Here is a 14,788-nt window from a genome sequence, read left to right as displayed (position 1 = left end):
CAGGGAAATGCAAGCTAGGGGCGCTACCATGCGGTCATGACTCATGACAACATAACCCGGGAGCACACCACCATGAAACGCACGCAGAAAGGCTTTACGCTGATCGAGGTCATGATTGCGGTGGCCGTGGTGGGCATCCTGGCGGCGGTGGCGCTGCCGGCCTACACCAAGTACGTGGTGCGCGCGCGGCTGACCGAGGCCTTCACCGCGCTGGGCGGCGCGCAGCCGGCGGCCGAGCAGTACTGGGCCAACACCCGCAGCTATGCGGGCTTCCAGAACGCCAGCAACTTCCCGGCCTCCAGCGCCAACTTCGACTATTCGCTGTCCGACAATGCCAGCGCCTCGGCCTACGTGATCACGGCCACCGGCAAGGGCAAGGCGGCCGGCTTTTCCTACACGGTGGACCAGAACGGCGGCCGCGCCACCACCGCCACGCCGGAGTGGGGCACCAGCAGCAACTGCTGGATCGACCGCGCGGGTGGCTTATGCAGCAACTGAGACAGCACGCCGGCGCCCCGGCCGGCCAGCGCGGCACTACCCTGATCGAGCTGATGGTGGGGCTGGTGATCCTGGCGGTGCTGGCGGCGATCGGCATCCCCAGCATGGCCACCTGGATCAGCGGCAACAAGGTGGTGTCAGCGGGAGAATTCTATGCCGACGGCTTCGCCATGGCGCGGCGCCAGGCGGTGCTGCACAACGCGGCCAGCCGCATCGTGCTGACCCCCAACGTAAACAACGGCCAGATGGACTGGCAGGTCGACCTGTGCTTCCCTTCGCCCGGCGTGCCGTGCAACGACAGCAGCGGCACCTGGTCCACCACCACCGAGGTGGCGGCTTTCGATCCGCAGGGCGCGAACGGCTACAAGTCGGTGCTGCGCCCGGCCGACGCCTTGCCGCAGACCGACCAGCTGGCGCCCCGGCTGGAGCCGGAAGGCAGCTCGGCCGTGTACTTCACCTCGCTGGGCTGGGTCGATACCGGCTATGCCGACCGGCTGAGCCGGATCCGGCTCGATCCGGCCGGGCAGCACGCCGGCGAAATCCCCCCGGTGGCGGTGGCCGTGTCGCTGGCGGGCATGGCCATCAAGTGCAACCCCGTCCTGCTGGCGCCCGACTCGCGCGCCTGCCCACCCTGAGGATGCCATGACTCCCTCCCGACAGCGCGCCCGGCGCGCACGCGGCCAGCAGCGCGGCATCGCCATGCTGGAAGCCATTATCGCCATTCTCATCCTGGCCATTGGCCTGCTGGGCACCGTGGGCTTGCAGGCGCGCTCGTATTCGGCGCTGTCGGATGCCAGCATGCGCGCCGAGGCCACCATCGCCGGCGAGCGCCTGTTCGGCATCATGAGCAACGACCTGCCCAACCTGGCCAGCTACGCGCTGGCGGAAAACGGCACCGCCGGTCCGGCGGTCGCGCCCTGGCTTGCCGACACCCGGGCCCAGATCCCCGGCGCCATCGTGTCGGTGCGGCTAGTGCCGCAGAACGCCACCACCACCATGGTGGAGATCAGCATCCGCTGGACGCGCAAGACGGGCGGCGCCGAGAACCGCCACGTGCTCACTTCCTATATTGCGAGGGCGAGCTGATGAAGCGGAAATTCCATCGCACGCCGCATCGTCCCGCCGCGCTGGCGGCGCGCGGCTTTTCCATCGTCGAGCTGATGGTGGCCGTCACGGTCGGCATGCTGGCCATCATGTTCGCCACGCGCCTGATCGTGGGCTCCGAGCAGAACAAATCCGTGTCCCTGGGCGGCTCGGACCAGATGCAGAACGGCATGCTGGCGCTGTTTTCCATCACCGAGGACGCCGCCCAGGCCGGCTGGGGCATGAATGATGACCTGATTGCCGGCTGCAACACCGTCTTTTCCGACACGGCCGGCTACGCGCTGCCTGCGGCGGACCGGGGCGGGGTGGCCATCTCGCCGATGGCCGCAGTCGTGATCCGCAACAACGCCAACGGTTCTGACGAGCTGAGCCTCAATGCCGGCAGCTCGCCTTCCGGCATCGGTTCGGTCAAGGTCAGTGACGTCTACGGCGGCGCCGATACGCTCAGCATTTCCACCGCCGCGCCGTTCGGCTTCCTGAGCGGCGACGCGGTCATCGTGGTGCCCGAGCCGCGCGGCGGCGACTGCGCGCTGGCCCAGCTGACCGCCACGCCGCTCGGCACCGTGCTCACCTTCACGGCCTCGCCCGAGGCGCGCTACAACCGCAACGGCCTGGGCGCGGCATTTGCCGCCAACCTGGCGCGCGTCTACAACCTGGGGCCGGCGCGCAACCTGGCGCTGCACACCTGGTCGGTGCAGAACAGCGTGCTGATGCTGCGCGCCTCCAACCTGGCCGGCGCGGCGGCGGCGCGTTCGACGGTGGTGGAGGGCATCGTCGCGCTCAAGGCCCAGTATGGCTTTGCGACCGGCCCCCTGAATGCGGCCACCGGCCTGCAGGTGGCGCAATGGTCGAACACCATGATCAACGCCGACGGCGACGCCGTCACCGGCAGTCCCGGCGACTACCAGCGCGTGGCCGCCGTGCGGGTGGCGGTGGTGGCACGCAGCAAGGTGCCGGAGAAGCCGTCCGCCGCCACCGGCCAGTGCAGCGCCACCACCGAGAAGCCGGTGGTGTTCGCCAGCGCCAGTCCGGCCAGCGTGACGGCCGTGCCGGTGACGGTGGAGGTGGCGCAGGCCAACGACAGCATCAGCTGGAAGTGCTACCGCTACCGCGCGTTCGAAACCATCATCCCTATCCGCAACGCGGGCTGGAGGCCATCATGGGACAACTGAGCAATGCGGGGCGTCTGCACCCGGTACGCTTGGCGCGGCAGCGCGGCATCGCGCTGCCGGTGATGCTGATCATGCTGGCCGTGATGATGCTGAGCAGCATATACCTGCTGCGCTCGACCAATTCCACCACCATGACCACCAGCAACCTGGCGTACGACTCGGCGCTGGCCAAGGCGGCCGACCTGGGCCTGCACACGGCATTCCAGTTCCTCGCTTCGCAGCCCAAGACGGCGCTGGTGGCGGACATTCCGGCGGCCGGCTACGTGGCCAGCATGGCGCCCAACCGGGGCGTGAACCATCCCGACTTCTGGGCCGGCTCGGCCACCGTGCAGGACGGCGCCAACAACACCGTGCAGTATGTGATCCACCGCATGTGCATGCTGCCGGGCGCCTACAATTCCACCGCCCCGGCCAACAACTGCACGCTGTCGGCCGCCAAGCAAAAGGTGGCCAGCCCGGCCGGCCTGGGCGCCAGCCTGTCGACCGACCGCTCGGAATACGCCACCATGCCCGAGCTGCACTACGTGATCACGGCGCGCATCTACGGCGCGCGCGGCGGCAACGTGGTCACGCAATCCGTGGTGATGATGGGGCCGTAAGGCCCGTAGAGACAGGACCCAATCATGAACAAGCTCACTTTCCCCCTGGCCTGCCGGCTGGCCCTCCTGGCCCTCCTGGCGCCGTCCGCCTGGGCCGGTACCACGCAGATCGCCCAGGTGCCGCTGCTGAACATCGCCGGCACCGGCACCGTCAAGCCCAACCTAATGCTGCTGTTCGATAATTCCGGCTCGATGGAGCAGCACTACACGCCCGATTATGTGAACGACAACCTGTGCCGTTCGGGCGCCAAGCTGTCGAACGGCACCATGTCCTGCAACGTCGGCCATCCACCCTTCATGGCCGCCGATTTCAACCGCCAGTACTACAACCCCAAGATCCGCTACCAGCCGCCGATCAGGGCCGACGGCACCTATTACAACGAGCAGACCTCGGCCAACACCAGCGGCTGGACCCGGGTGGTCAGTGACGGCTTCGGCGTCTACAACCGCAACCTGTACGCCGGCACCGATACCGAGATCAACCTGCTGACCGAGTTTCCCGACCTGAAGTGGTGCGACCCGGACAACACCAGCGACTGCCGCGTCAACACGGCCACCTACACCTACCCGAACGCCACCTACCGCAGCGCCGTGGCGATTTCGACCAGTCCATACTATTTCAACATCGGCGTGGCGGAGTTCTGCACCGACGATACCGGGACCAATTGCAAGTCCACCGCGGCGGGCGCCACGGCCCCGGCCGGCTATCCGGTGCCGGTCAAGGTGCGCTGGTGCAGGGAGACCACGCTGATCAACTGCCAGACCAAGCGCGTGGGCAACTACATCTACCCGCGCTACTCCACCGCCAGCGGTGGCACGGCCGCATTCGGCACCATCGCCGTCGGCGCCTCGTCCAGCAGCGCGTCCATGACCATCAGCAGCGTGACGATACCGGACCCGAGCACGGCGCGCACCATCACCAGCGGCACGGTGACCGCGCCGAACGGCACCAACACCATGCTCAAGCAGCAAACCATGGCCAGCGCGCTGGCGGCCAGCATCATCGCGCGCACCGGCCTGACCAACCAGTACTACGCCTGCGTGAAAACGCCGATCGGCCAGAGCACCGTGCCGGCCTGTTCCAGCTACGGCATCACCCTCACGGCCGAGAACGTGGTGGCGGTGATTGCCGTGGTGTGCAGCGGCACCAAGTCGCAAGCGACCTGCCTGCCCATTTCCGACAACAGCCGCGCCGGCTGGGGCATTACCGTGAACGCGCCCAGCGTGACGGTGACCCCGGCCGTGGTGCGCGTGTCGCCCACCGCCGTGGTCACCGTGTCCGGCAGCACCGCCAATTCCGGCTCGCCCAGCCTGTCCAGCCTGAGCTGGGGCGGCAACACCCTGGTGAGCAGCCTGTCGCTGGGCCGTAACCGCACTGCGGCCCAGGTGGCCGCCTCCATCATCGCCGACATCGGCACCAGCGGTACCATCCGCGCCTACGCGGCCGGCAACGGTGTCACCCCGACTTGCGCGGCGCAAAGCGGCACCAACCGGATCTGCCTGGTCGACACTGCGGTCAACGGCAATTCCAACACGCCGTCGGCAGGCTCGGTCAGCGGCATCACCTTTGCCTTCGCCGCCGGCACCGGCTACGTGGCCGGCGCCAGCGCCGTCAGCGAGGCCGTGCCCACCACCACCGCCGCCATCTCGTCCGGCACCGAACCGCCCAGCACCTTCGTGCGCGTGAACCTGACCAGCGGCGCCAGCTATCCCAAGAGCGCCGACCGGGTGGACTGTGCCGGCGCCAGCAGCTGTACCTACGAAGAGGAAATGACCAACTTCGCCAACTGGTACAGCTACTACAAGAGCCGGCTGCAGATGATGAAGACCTCGGTCGGCATCGCTTTTGCCGCCCTCAACAGCAACTACCGCGCGGGCTTCGTGCGCCTGTCGGGGGCCGCCGTGGGCAGCGCCATCGACATGAAACCGGCCGATTTCGCCGGCACTGCGCGCACCACCTGGTATGCCACCTTGTACAACACCACCACCAGCGGCTCCACGCCGATCCGCGCGGCAATGGACAACGTGGGACGCATGTACGCCAACCTCAGCCCCTACGAGTACCCGGCCGGCCAGGAAGTAGTGCAGTTCCCCTGCCAGCCCAATTTCCTGATACTGACCACCGACGGCTACTGGAACGGCAGCACCACCGCCAACGTGGTCAACAACGACAACGTGGAAAGCCCGTCGCGCTTCTGCACCCAGGCGCGCGGCTGCGTGGACCGCCGCGACCAGGCCCAGCCGTCGATCTCGGACGTGGCGCTGCACTGGTACAACGGCGGCTCCAGCACCGGCACCGTGTCGCTGCGGCCCGCGCTGGAGCCGGACATGAGCAAGCCCGGCCAGGTGCCGGCGGCCGGCGGCGAGAACACCCACCTGCACATGAACACCTACACGCTGGGCCTGGGCATGGACGGCGTGATGACGTACGAGCCGAACTACGACACCGCGCCCAAGCCGGGCGGCGACTTCTACAACCTGATCACCGCCGCCGCCTCGGGCTGCCCGTGGAACAACAACGGCGCCTACGTGTGGCCGGACCCGCAGACCAGCAGCACCGCCAGCACCGTGCAGGAGCGGGTGGACGACCTGTGGCACGCGGCCATTGCCGGCCACGGCAAGTACTTCAGCGCCAATGAGCCCAAGGAAGTCGTGGAAGGCCTGGCCTCGGCGCTGGCCAATATGCAGGTGTCGGTGGGCGCTGCGGCTGCAGCGGCCACGTCGACCCCCAATATTTCGCTGCAGGACAACGACATCTTCTCCGATACGTTCACCACCGTGAAATGGTATGGCGAGCTGTCGGACAAGAAGATCGACCCGTCGACCGGCATCGTCGGCACCACGCCGGTCTGGATCAGCTCGGACACCGTGGGCCCGCAGGCGATTGCCGGCACCGGCGGCACCCCGGCCGCCTCGGGCGGGCGCAGCATCTACATGCTGGACCCGGCCGGGACCACCACGCTGACCGAGTTCCGCTATGCCAATATGGGCGCCTCGGCGCTGATGCAGGGCTGGTTCAGCAACAAGTGCATCGCGCTGGCGCAGTGCACCTTGCTGTCCACGGCCGAGCGCGCCACGGTCAACGACGGCGCCAACCTGGTCAACTGGCTGCGCGGCGAGCAGACCTATGCCAACGACGAGATTTTCCGCGCCTACAGCCTCACCGGCCACACCCCGGCCGGCCAGGCCGGCCCGGTGCCCATTGTGCTGGGCGACATTGCCTCGTCCAAGCCTGCCTACCTGCGCGAGCCGCGCAAAGGCTACCCCTCGGCCACCTACCAGGCCTACCGCACCAAGTGGACCGCCGAGCGCGTGCCCACCGTGTTTACCGCCGCCAACGACGGCATGCTGCACGCCTTCCGCGCCTCGGACGGGCACGAGCTGTGGGCCTACGTGCCGCGCATCACCATGAAGAAACTGCACGCGCTGGCCAGCACGACCTACGGCACCAACCACCAGTTCACCACCGACGGCTCGCCCGAAGTGGCGGACGTGGAAATCGGCGGCGCCTGGAAAACCGTGCTGGTGGCCGGCCTGAACGGCGGCGGACGCGGCTACTACGCGCTGGACGTGACCGATCCCACCGCGCCGCGCGCGCTGTGGGAAACCTGCGCCGACAGCACGGTCTGCGCGCACGCCGACCCCGACCTCGGCCTGACCTTCGGCAATCCGCAGTTCGGCACCTGGCGCGGCCAGTGGGTGGTGTTCGTCACCTCCGGCTACAACAACGTGCCCGGCATCGACGGCGTGGCCGGCGGCACCGGCAGGGGTTTCCTGTTCATCATCGACGTGGCCACCGGCGCCATCCTGCAAAAGATCGATACCGGCGCGGGCAGCACCACCACCCCGTCCGGCCTGGCCAAGATCACCGCCATCACCAACAATCCGGCCACCGACCCGGCCGTGACCTATGTGTACGGCGGCGACAACCAGGGCCAGCTGTGGCGCTTCGACGTGGCCGCGCTGACCGTGCGCATGATGTCCGACGCCGGGCCGCTGCAGCCCATCACCACCCGGCCCGAGGTCACGCTGTGCGCGGCCACCCGGACCGACCCGGACACCGGCCTCAGCAGCGATTTCGCGCAGCGTGTGGTGCTGTTCGGCACCGGCCGCCTGCTGGACGTGCCCGACACCGTCAACATCGACCTGCAAAGCCTGTACCTGGTGAAGGACGCCGACACCTGCAGCAGCACGCCCTGCATCGCAGCGCGCGGCACCGGCATGGTCCAGCAGACCTTGTCGCTGCAGGGGGCGAGCAGCAACACCAATACCTACAGCATCACCAGCAACCCGGTGAACCTGGTGACGCAGAACGGCTGGTATTTCGACTGGTCGCTGAACCAGGGCGAGCGCATGAACCTGGACCCGAAAGTGGTGAGCGGCGTGGCCAATGTGGTCACCAATCTGCCCACCTCGTCCTCGTCGTGCTCGGTGGGCGGCACCAGCAACGCCTACGCGGTGAATGTCTGCAACGGCAACGCGGCGCTGGGCACCATAGCCGGCAGCACGCTGTCGAACACCTCGGCGGCGGTGGGCTTCATCATCGTGCGCCTGCCGAAGGGCGAGCTGAAGATGATTACCACCACCGCCAAGGGCGAAACCCTGACCCGGCCGCTGGTGGAGCTGGAATCGACTGCCGCGCACCGCGCCGGCTGGCGCAGGATCAAGATCGATTGAGCAAGATCGATTGAGCCGATGCCCGGCCCCGTGTAAAATAGCGGGTTTTACGCGGGGCCATTGTGATGGTCGCGAACATGGCCAACGACATCGACAACAGCATTCCTGACACTAAAGACGACGCCCCGGCAGCCGCCAGCGGCAAGACGCCGGCGCTGATCGCGCGCGAAACCCAGCGCCGCCGCACCTTCGGCATCATTTCCCACCCGGATGCGGGTAAAACCACGCTGACCGAGAAGCTGCTGCTGTTCTCGGGCGCGATCCAGATGGCGGGCACGGTCAAGGCGCGCAAATCGGGCCGCCACGCCACCTCGGACTGGATGGAAATCGAGAAGCAGCGCGGCATTTCCGTGGCCTCCTCGGTGATGCAGTTCGAATTCCGCGACCACATCATCAACCTGCTCGACACCCCCGGCCACCAGGACTTCTCGGAAGATACCTACCGCGTGCTGACTGCGGTGGACTCGGCGCTGATGGTGATTGACGCGGCCAAGGGCGTGGAAGCGCAGACCATCAAGCTGCTGGACGTGTGCCGCATGCGCAATACGCCCATCGTCACCTTCATGAACAAGCTGGACCGCGAATGCCGCGACCCGCTGGAGCTGCTTGACGAGCTGGAATCGGTGCTGAAGATCCAGTGCGCGCCGGTGACCTGGCCTATCGGCATGGGCAAGAACTTCCGCGGCGTGTACCATCTGCTGAACGACGAGATCCTGCTGTTCCGCGCCGGTTCGGAAAGCGCCGACCAGACGGTGGAGATCATCAAGGGCATCGACAACCCGCGCCTGCAGGAAATGTTCCCCCTGGAAATGGATCAGCTGCGCATGGAAGTCGAACTGGTCAACGGCGCCTCGCACCCCTTCGACCTGGAACAGTTCCTGGCCGGCGTGCAGACCCCGGTATTCTTCGGTTCGGCCATCAACAACTTCGGCGTGCGCGAGATCCTGTCGGCGCTGGTCGACTGGGCCCCGGCGCCGCGCGGCCGCGACGCCACCGTGCGCGTGGTCGAGCCGACCGAACAGCCGTTTACCGGCTTCGTGTTCAAGATCCAGGCAAATATGGACCCGGCGCACCGCGACCGCATCGCCTTCTTGCGCGTATGCTCGGGCCGCTTCGAGCGCGGCATGAAGGTCAAGCACCTGCGCCTGGGACGGGAAGTGAAAGTATCGTCGGTGGTGACCTTCATGGCCTCATCCCGCGAACAGGTGGAAGAGGCGTACGCGGGCGACATCATCGGCCTGCCCAACCACGGCAATATGCAGATCGGCGACTCCTTCTCGGAAGGCGAACTGCTGACGTTCACCGGCATTCCCTACTTTGCGCCGGATTTCTTCCGCCAGGTGCGCATCCGCAACCCGCTGAAGATCAAGCAGTTGCACAAGGGCTTGCAGCAGCTGGGCGAGGAGGGCGCGGTGCAGGTGTTCAAGCCGGTGCAGGGCGGCGAGCTGGTATTGGGCGCGGTCGGCGTGCTGCAGTTCGAGGTGGTGGCCAGCCGCCTGATGAACGAATACGGCGTGGATGCCGTGTTCGAAGGCACCAGCATCAGCAGCGCGCGCTGGGTGTCGTCGGACGACAAGAAGGCGCTGGCTGACTTCGAAGCGGCGCTGGGCCACAACGTGGCGTACGACGCGGCCGGCAATATGGCTTATCTGGCAACGTCCAGCGTCAACCTGCGCCTGACGCAGGAGCGCTGGCCCAAGCTGCAGTTCCACGCCACGCGCGAGCACGCGGCCAAGCTGAGCTGAGCCGGGCAGGGCTGGACTAAAGCCGGCCCGGCTTACTTGGCGGGGGAGGCCAGCGGCTTCCCTTTCTCCACCACGTAGACGCCCACCAGCTTCATCGGCACGGTGCCGGTGTTGCGGGCGTCGTGGATCACGCCGGCCTTGATCACGAAGGCTTCGCCCGCTTTCACGCGGCGCGGGTCTTCGCCGTCGATCAGCAATTCCCCTTCGCCTTCCGTCACATAGCTGATTTCGTCGCCCGGATGGGTGTGGCGTCCTGCCACCACGCCCGGCGCGATCTCGACGTTGGCCACCACCGCCTCCCGGCCGGGCTGCGCCACGTCGGCCTTGGTCACCACGCTGCGCTTGATGCCTTGGGCTTGGGCGCCTGTAGCCAATATGGCCAGCAAGGCCAGCAGGATGGGCGCGGTTCGGGCCTGGTTCATGATTGTCCTTGCTGCGGGTGGGGATGGTGGTAGTGGTGGTCGTTGCCGAACAAAATCGCGTCGAGTATGCTGGCCGACCAGCACAGCACGCAGGCCAGCGTGGCGGCCGTCATGGCCGGGCCTTCGGTGCGGGATGCGGCGATTTGCTGGGCGATCATGGTGACATCGAAAGGCAGGGTGCCGTTGGCCAGCTGCCCGGCCAGGGTATGCACCTGCACCATGACCACGCGCAAGATATACAGCGCCCCCGCCAGCGTGGGCAGCAGGAATATGCAGCCCCGCGCGAAGCGCTTGAGCACCAATATCTGCCCCAGGCCCGGAAACAGCAGGGCCGAAATCAAAGCCGCCTTGATGGAACTCTTCATGGCCGTCCTCCTGAACAGTGATTCCTTATCTTACTCTTTTTGCAAAATCTAGGGAATGGCTTGTATGTTGCGCAGCACAAAAAGCGCCGGGCTTGGCCTCCGGCGCTGGCCGCCGCCTCCAGCCAGGCCAGCGTCATCAAGATCGCAACCGCCGCCTCAACCGCCGGCATCCAGTCCAGTGCACTGGCGTATCAGCGCGCGGTGGACAATGCGCTCAAAGCGCCAGTTAATACCAGCGCACCATGGCTTCTTATAACAGCCTGACGCACGCGGGTTTATTCGGCGGCGCCGGAAATTTCGCCGGGAAAGTAATTATTACGTTCGACGCTGCCACTGCCGGAAGCTGGCCGTTCCGCGCATCGCCGGATTTTGGCGGGGCCGGTGCGGCTTTCCTCGATGGCATAGCCCATGATGTGGCCATTTATAATATCCGGGATGCGTCCAGTTCCGATGCGGCGAATTCCCTGGATTTCAGCATGAACCAGCCGGCAAAAGGAAAGCATACACTGACCATTTGCGGTTTTGAGGATGGCTGCGACGGCGTCCAGCAGGCGCAATTCAAATTCGCCAATGGCCAGCTCACTTCGTTCAGCAATGTGGACGGGCACAACCCGGTTCCCGTGCCCGGCACGCTGGCGCTGGCGGGCGTCGCCCCGGCGGTGACGGGCGCTGCCCGCCGCCGCCGCAGACACGCCTGAAATCAGCACGATTCAGCCAGAATCTGGCATGGTTCCGCTTCGATACGCCCGTTTTTGATCACAATCACGCGCTCCGCCATGGCAATGGTCTCCGGGCGGTGGGCAACGATGATGCGGGTCAGCCCCATGGCCTGGATGGTGGCGTTGACGCTCTTCTCGTTGGCAATATCGAGTTCGCTGGTGGCTTCGTCGAGCACCAGGATTTTCGGCTGGCGGTATAAGGCGCGGGCCAATAAGATGCGCTGCTTCTGCCCCCCGCTGATGCCGATGCCGTTATCGCCGGTAATGGTGTTATAAGCCATCGGCATGCTTTCGATTTCCTGGTGCACCGCCGCCTGTTTCGCACAGGCGCGGATGCGCTGCCAGTCCGGTTCCGGATCGAAGAAACTGATGTTCTCCGCCACCGACCCGGAAAACATCCGGTCCTCCTGCATTACCGTGCCTATCATCTGGCGGTAATTGGTTAGGCCAAGCCGTTTAATTGGCACGCCGTCCACAAATACTTCGCCGTGCTCCGGCGTTAATAATCCCAGCAATATCTTGATCAGCGTGGTTTTGCCGCAGCCGGAAGCGCCGGTAATGGCCACGCATTCGCCGGGCTGAATTTTTAAATCGACCTGTTCGAATACCAGCGGCTCGGTGGGCGAATAGCGGAACCCGACGCCGCGCAGTTCAAGGCTGGGGGCGCCCGCCGGCAAGTCCGGCTCGTCGGCATCGTGCGGGCCTTCCGCTTCGGTGTCGGTCAGCACGATATCGGCCACGCGCTCGCCGTGCAGGCGCAGCATGCGGAACTCCACCAGCCTGTCGATCAGCGCGCCGAGACGCTGCGAGAACTGGTCCTGGTAAGCGATAAAGGCGAACAGCATGCCGACCGTGAACTCGTGGTCCAGCACGGCGCGTGCCGCCAGCCACACCACCAGCACCCGCTCGGCGCCGAACAGCAGGGTGCGCGCGGTGTCGTGGCTGATGGTCAGGCGCTGGATGCGCAGCTCGGCATTGAACTGCTCGGCCAGGATGTTGAGCCAGCCGGCCCGTCGCTGCTCGCCTTTGCCGAACAGGCGCACGCTCTGGACGCCGTTGACGGTTTCGAAAAAATGCGTGGTCTGGCGCGCCGCATGGATGATTTGCTCGGCGGTGGCGTCGCGCAGCGCATGCACCAGGCTCCAGCGCAGCAGCGCGTACAGCGCCACCGCGCCCGCCGCCACCGCCGCCAGGGTGCGGCTGTACAGCATCATCATGGTCAGCGTGCCGAGCACCATCACCCCGTCCACCAGCGCCTGGACAAAGCCGGTGGTGAGGGTCTTCTGGATGGCGGCGATCGAGCCGAAGCTGGCGATGATGCGGCCGACGTGGCGTTTCTCATAATATTCCAGCGGCAGGCGCATCATGTGCGAGAACACATTGCCGAACCATTGGAAGTTCATGCTGGCGCTGAGCGCCACCACGAACCAGCCGCGCACGGCCGTGATGGCGGCCTGCATCACGACCAGCAGGCCGAAGCCGAGCGCCAGCGTGGCCAGCAGGTCGCGGTCGGCCGACAGCAGTGCCTGGTCGACCACCCATTGCAGGAAGAAGGGCAGGCCGATGGCGATGCATTCCAGGGCCAGCGTCAGCAGCAGGATCTGGCCCAGGCCGCGCCGCAGGCCGGTGACATGGCCCATCAAGCCGCGCAGCGTGAACTGCAGTTCCTGGCGCGCCGGGCGGAAGTCGGTGGCCGGGCGCAGTTCCAGCGCCACGCCGGTGAAGTGTTTGCCGAACTCGGCCAGGGTCAAGCTGCGCCGGCCCACGGCCGGGTCGTGGATGACCACGTGGCGCGCCGACACCGACACCAGCACCACGAAATGGTCCATGTCCCAGTGCAGGATACAGGGCAGGGCGAGTTCCGGCAGGTTGGCCGGCTCCAGCCGCAGCGGCCGGCTCTCCAGCTTGAGCGCGCGCGCGATGCGCATCAGGCTCTCCAGCGTGGCGCCCTTGCGCGAGATGGGAAAGCGCAGCCGCAGCGCAGCCAGGCCGGTGCGGTAGCCGTGGTAATCGGCCACCATGGCCAGGCTGGCCAGGCCGCATTCAGTCGCTTCCGTTTGCAGGAAGACCGGCGCCTTGCGGCGCCATCCCAGGTTGATCATCAGCTAACTTTCTCTTATAACCGGCCGCGTATGCCCAGCAGCGGTTCCAGCGCCCATTCGGCCAGGGTGCGCTGCTCCAGCACCAGGGTGGCGCCCAGCTGCATGCCGGGCATCAGGGCGCGCTGCTGGCCGGCTGCGGCGATGTGTTGCGCGTCGAGCCGGACGCGGATGCGGTACACGGGTTCGGCGGCGGCCAGCGCGGGCGCGCCCGAGGAGCCCGAGGCCGAGGGCGCATAGCCGCCGGCGCGCTGCAGTTCGCCGAACGGTGCCGTCGCTTGCGAGATTTCCCGCACGCTGCCCTTGAACTGCCCAAATTTCTGGTAGGGGAAGGCGTCGTAGCGCAGCAGCACTTCGGTGCCGGGGCGGACGAAGCCGGCCGCGCGGGTGGGCACGTACAGTTCGGCTTCCAGCACGCTGTCCTGCGGCAGCAGGCTCGCGACGCGCTGGTCGGCTGCCACAGCCTGGCCTTCGTCCAGCACGATGGCGGCCACGCGGCCGGGCTGTTCGGCGCGTACCAGGAGTTCGCGCCGCGCTTCGCTTTCGCTGGCGGCCTGCTTCAGCGCCTCGATGTCGCGCTGCAGCTGCGACGCCTCGCGCCCGCTTTGCAGCGGCAGGTCGGCCCGGCTGGCGGCCAGCGCGCCGAGGTCGCGCTGGGTGGCCAGACGGGTGACCTCCAGCGCGGCAATGCGCGCTTCCTGCTCCACCAGCTCGGCCGCCTTGTCGCTGGCGGCGTTGCGCGAGACGGCGCCGCTGCGCGCCAGGTCGGCGACGTTGCGGCTTACTTCGCGCATGATCTGGACTTTTTGGCGGCGCAGCGCCAGTTCGCCGTCGATCTGGCGCAAGCTGGCCTGCAGGTTCGCCAGGCGCTGCGCCAGCTCCGCGTCCTTGTTGCCGCGCTGGCGGCCCTGCTGTTCGAGTTCATGTTGCAGATGGGCGATGCGGGCCTGCAGCGACTGGTTGACGGCGGCCTGGGTGGCGCCGCTGGCGCTGGTGCGCTCGCTGGAGAGCAGGTAGAGCGGGTCGCCCGTGCGCACGGTCTGGCCTTCGCGCACGTACAGGCGGTTGATCACGCCGGCCTGCGGCGTGGCCAGGCGCACGCTGCCGCGTTCGGGCACCAGCATGCCGCTGACGGTCTCCTTGCGGGTAAAGCCGAAGTGGAGGGCGAACGCGACGATGGCGGCGATCAGCGCGCAGAAAAACAGCGTCAGCGCGGGATAGCTCCAGGTGCGGGCCAGGATGACGGCGCCATGTAATCGGTGCGATTTGTGCTGGATGGCCTGTTCGCGGAACAGGGCGTTCATGCGGGGAATGTCATATCGGAAACGGGTAAACGCCGGACCGGCTCGCGGCCGGTCCGGCTTGCTTCAGTGGCGTGTGCCCGGAGG

General features: G+C 66.8%; 12 protein-coding genes. 8 read left to right on the top strand and 4 right to left on the bottom strand.

All coding sequences use genetic code 11. The features are described from left to right. Positions 1 to 72 precede the first annotated feature (72 nt). From ASC94_RS04535 to ASC94_RS04505, 7 genes are all read left to right on the top strand, one after another. The gene (locus ASC94_RS04535; RefSeq protein ID WP_056391301.1) at positions 73 to 498 is read left to right on the top strand and encodes a type IV pilin protein; all 426 of its coding nucleotides are present in this window, start codon (positions 73 to 75) and stop codon (positions 496 to 498) included. Beyond that, complete coding sequence (locus ASC94_RS04530; protein WP_056391298.1) at positions 486 to 1,133, top strand: Tfp pilus assembly protein FimT/FimU; 648 nt, start codon at positions 486 to 488, stop codon at positions 1,131 to 1,133. Before ASC94_RS04535 ends, ASC94_RS04530 begins: the two co-directional genes overlap by 13 nt. A gap of 7 nt (positions 1,134 to 1,140) precedes the next feature. Next, complete coding sequence (locus ASC94_RS04525) at positions 1,141 to 1,584, top strand: hypothetical protein (RefSeq protein WP_056391296.1); 444 nt, start codon at positions 1,141 to 1,143, stop codon at positions 1,582 to 1,584. Further along, entirely contained in the window at positions 1,584 to 2,774 is a 1,191-nt protein-coding gene (locus ASC94_RS04520) for a PilW family protein (protein WP_056391293.1), read from the top strand. The genes ASC94_RS04525 and ASC94_RS04520 overlap by 1 nt, the downstream gene beginning before the upstream one ends. Then, a complete protein-coding gene (locus ASC94_RS04515) occupies positions 2,762 to 3,373 on the top strand; it encodes a hypothetical protein (RefSeq protein WP_056391291.1) in 612 nt (203 codons plus the stop codon). Before ASC94_RS04520 ends, ASC94_RS04515 begins: the two co-directional genes overlap by 13 nt. Positions 3,374 to 3,397: 24 nt before the next feature. Continuing rightward, positions 3,398 to 8,050 carry a pilus assembly protein gene (locus tag ASC94_RS04510; RefSeq protein ID WP_056391288.1) on the top strand — a complete coding sequence of 1,551 codons (4,653 nt, stop codon included), beginning with the start codon at positions 3,398 to 3,400 and terminating at the stop codon, positions 8,048 to 8,050. A 77-nt stretch (positions 8,051 to 8,127) separates the two neighbouring features. Next, positions 8,128 to 9,795, top strand: coding sequence for a peptide chain release factor 3 (locus ASC94_RS04505; protein ID WP_056392144.1), 1,668 nt, complete (start codon positions 8,128 to 8,130; stop codon positions 9,793 to 9,795). A 32-nt stretch (positions 9,796 to 9,827) separates the two neighbouring features. Here the strand turns inward: ASC94_RS04505 and ASC94_RS04500 are convergent, their stop codons facing one another. Together ASC94_RS04500 and ASC94_RS04495 are read right to left on the bottom strand one after the other, a co-directional pair. Beyond that, positions 9,828 to 10,217: a cupin domain-containing protein gene (locus ASC94_RS04500; RefSeq protein WP_056391285.1), complete on the bottom strand. Its 390-nt coding sequence runs from the start codon at positions 10,215 to 10,217 to the stop codon at positions 9,828 to 9,830. Beyond that, complete coding sequence (locus ASC94_RS04495; RefSeq protein ID WP_056391282.1) at positions 10,214 to 10,582, bottom strand: hypothetical protein; 369 nt, start codon at positions 10,580 to 10,582, stop codon at positions 10,214 to 10,216. The genes ASC94_RS04500 and ASC94_RS04495 overlap by 4 nt, the downstream gene beginning before the upstream one ends. A 242-nt stretch (positions 10,583 to 10,824) precedes the next feature. Between ASC94_RS04495 and ASC94_RS32280 the strand changes: the two genes are divergently transcribed. Continuing rightward, positions 10,825 to 11,280: a CCXG family PEP-CTERM protein gene (locus tag ASC94_RS32280; RefSeq protein WP_157201276.1), complete on the top strand. Its 456-nt coding sequence runs from the start codon at positions 10,825 to 10,827 to the stop codon at positions 11,278 to 11,280. Between the two features lie 2 nt (positions 11,281 to 11,282). Here the strand turns inward: ASC94_RS32280 and ASC94_RS04485 are convergent, their stop codons facing one another. Together ASC94_RS04485 and ASC94_RS04480 are read right to left on the bottom strand one after the other, a co-directional pair. Next, the gene (locus tag ASC94_RS04485) at positions 11,283 to 13,403 is read right to left on the bottom strand and encodes a peptidase domain-containing ABC transporter (protein ID WP_056391275.1); all 2,121 of its coding nucleotides are present in this window, start codon (positions 13,401 to 13,403) and stop codon (positions 11,283 to 11,285) included. 14 nt (positions 13,404 to 13,417) lie between these two features. Further along, positions 13,418 to 14,704 carry an HlyD family secretion protein gene (locus tag ASC94_RS04480; protein WP_056391272.1) on the bottom strand — a complete coding sequence of 429 codons (1,287 nt, stop codon included), beginning with the start codon at positions 14,702 to 14,704 and terminating at the stop codon, positions 13,418 to 13,420. Between the last annotated feature and the right edge of the window lie 84 nt (positions 14,705 to 14,788).

This window comes from Massilia sp. Root418, from assembly GCF_001425265.1.
In the GTDB taxonomy this organism is placed as follows: Bacteria; Pseudomonadota; Gammaproteobacteria; order Burkholderiales; family Burkholderiaceae_D; genus Rugamonas.
Note: the sequence above shows the minus strand (reverse complement) of the source record. Positions and strands in the feature narration are given on the sequence as shown.

Excerpts from the sequence above, each read along its gene's own strand:
- ASC94_RS04535 (WP_056391301.1), top strand. The coding sequence starts at position 73 with ATGAAACGCACGCAGAAAGGCTTTACGCTGATCGAGGTCATGATTGCG.
- ASC94_RS04530 (WP_056391298.1), top strand. The coding sequence starts at position 486 with ATGCAGCAACTGAGACAGCACGCCGGCGCCCCGGCCGGCCAGCGCGGC.
- ASC94_RS04525 (WP_056391296.1), top strand. The coding sequence starts at position 1,141 with ATGACTCCCTCCCGACAGCGCGCCCGGCGCGCACGCGGCCAGCAGCGC.
- ASC94_RS04520 (WP_056391293.1), top strand. The coding sequence starts at position 1,584 with ATGAAGCGGAAATTCCATCGCACGCCGCATCGTCCCGCCGCGCTGGCG.
- ASC94_RS04515 (WP_056391291.1), top strand. The coding sequence starts at position 2,762 with ATGGGACAACTGAGCAATGCGGGGCGTCTGCACCCGGTACGCTTGGCG.
- ASC94_RS04510 (WP_056391288.1), top strand. The coding sequence starts at position 3,398 with ATGAACAAGCTCACTTTCCCCCTGGCCTGCCGGCTGGCCCTCCTGGCC.
- ASC94_RS04505 (WP_056392144.1), top strand. The coding sequence starts at position 8,128 with ATGGCCAACGACATCGACAACAGCATTCCTGACACTAAAGACGACGCC.
- ASC94_RS04500 (WP_056391285.1), bottom strand. The coding sequence starts at position 10,217 with ATGAACCAGGCCCGAACCGCGCCCATCCTGCTGGCCTTGCTGGCCATA.
- ASC94_RS04495 (WP_056391282.1), bottom strand. The coding sequence starts at position 10,582 with ATGAAGAGTTCCATCAAGGCGGCTTTGATTTCGGCCCTGCTGTTTCCG.
- ASC94_RS32280 (WP_157201276.1), top strand. The coding sequence starts at position 10,825 with ATGGCTTCTTATAACAGCCTGACGCACGCGGGTTTATTCGGCGGCGCC.
- ASC94_RS04485 (WP_056391275.1), bottom strand. The coding sequence starts at position 13,403 with ATGATCAACCTGGGATGGCGCCGCAAGGCGCCGGTCTTCCTGCAAACG.
- ASC94_RS04480 (WP_056391272.1), bottom strand. The coding sequence starts at position 14,704 with ATGAACGCCCTGTTCCGCGAACAGGCCATCCAGCACAAATCGCACCGA.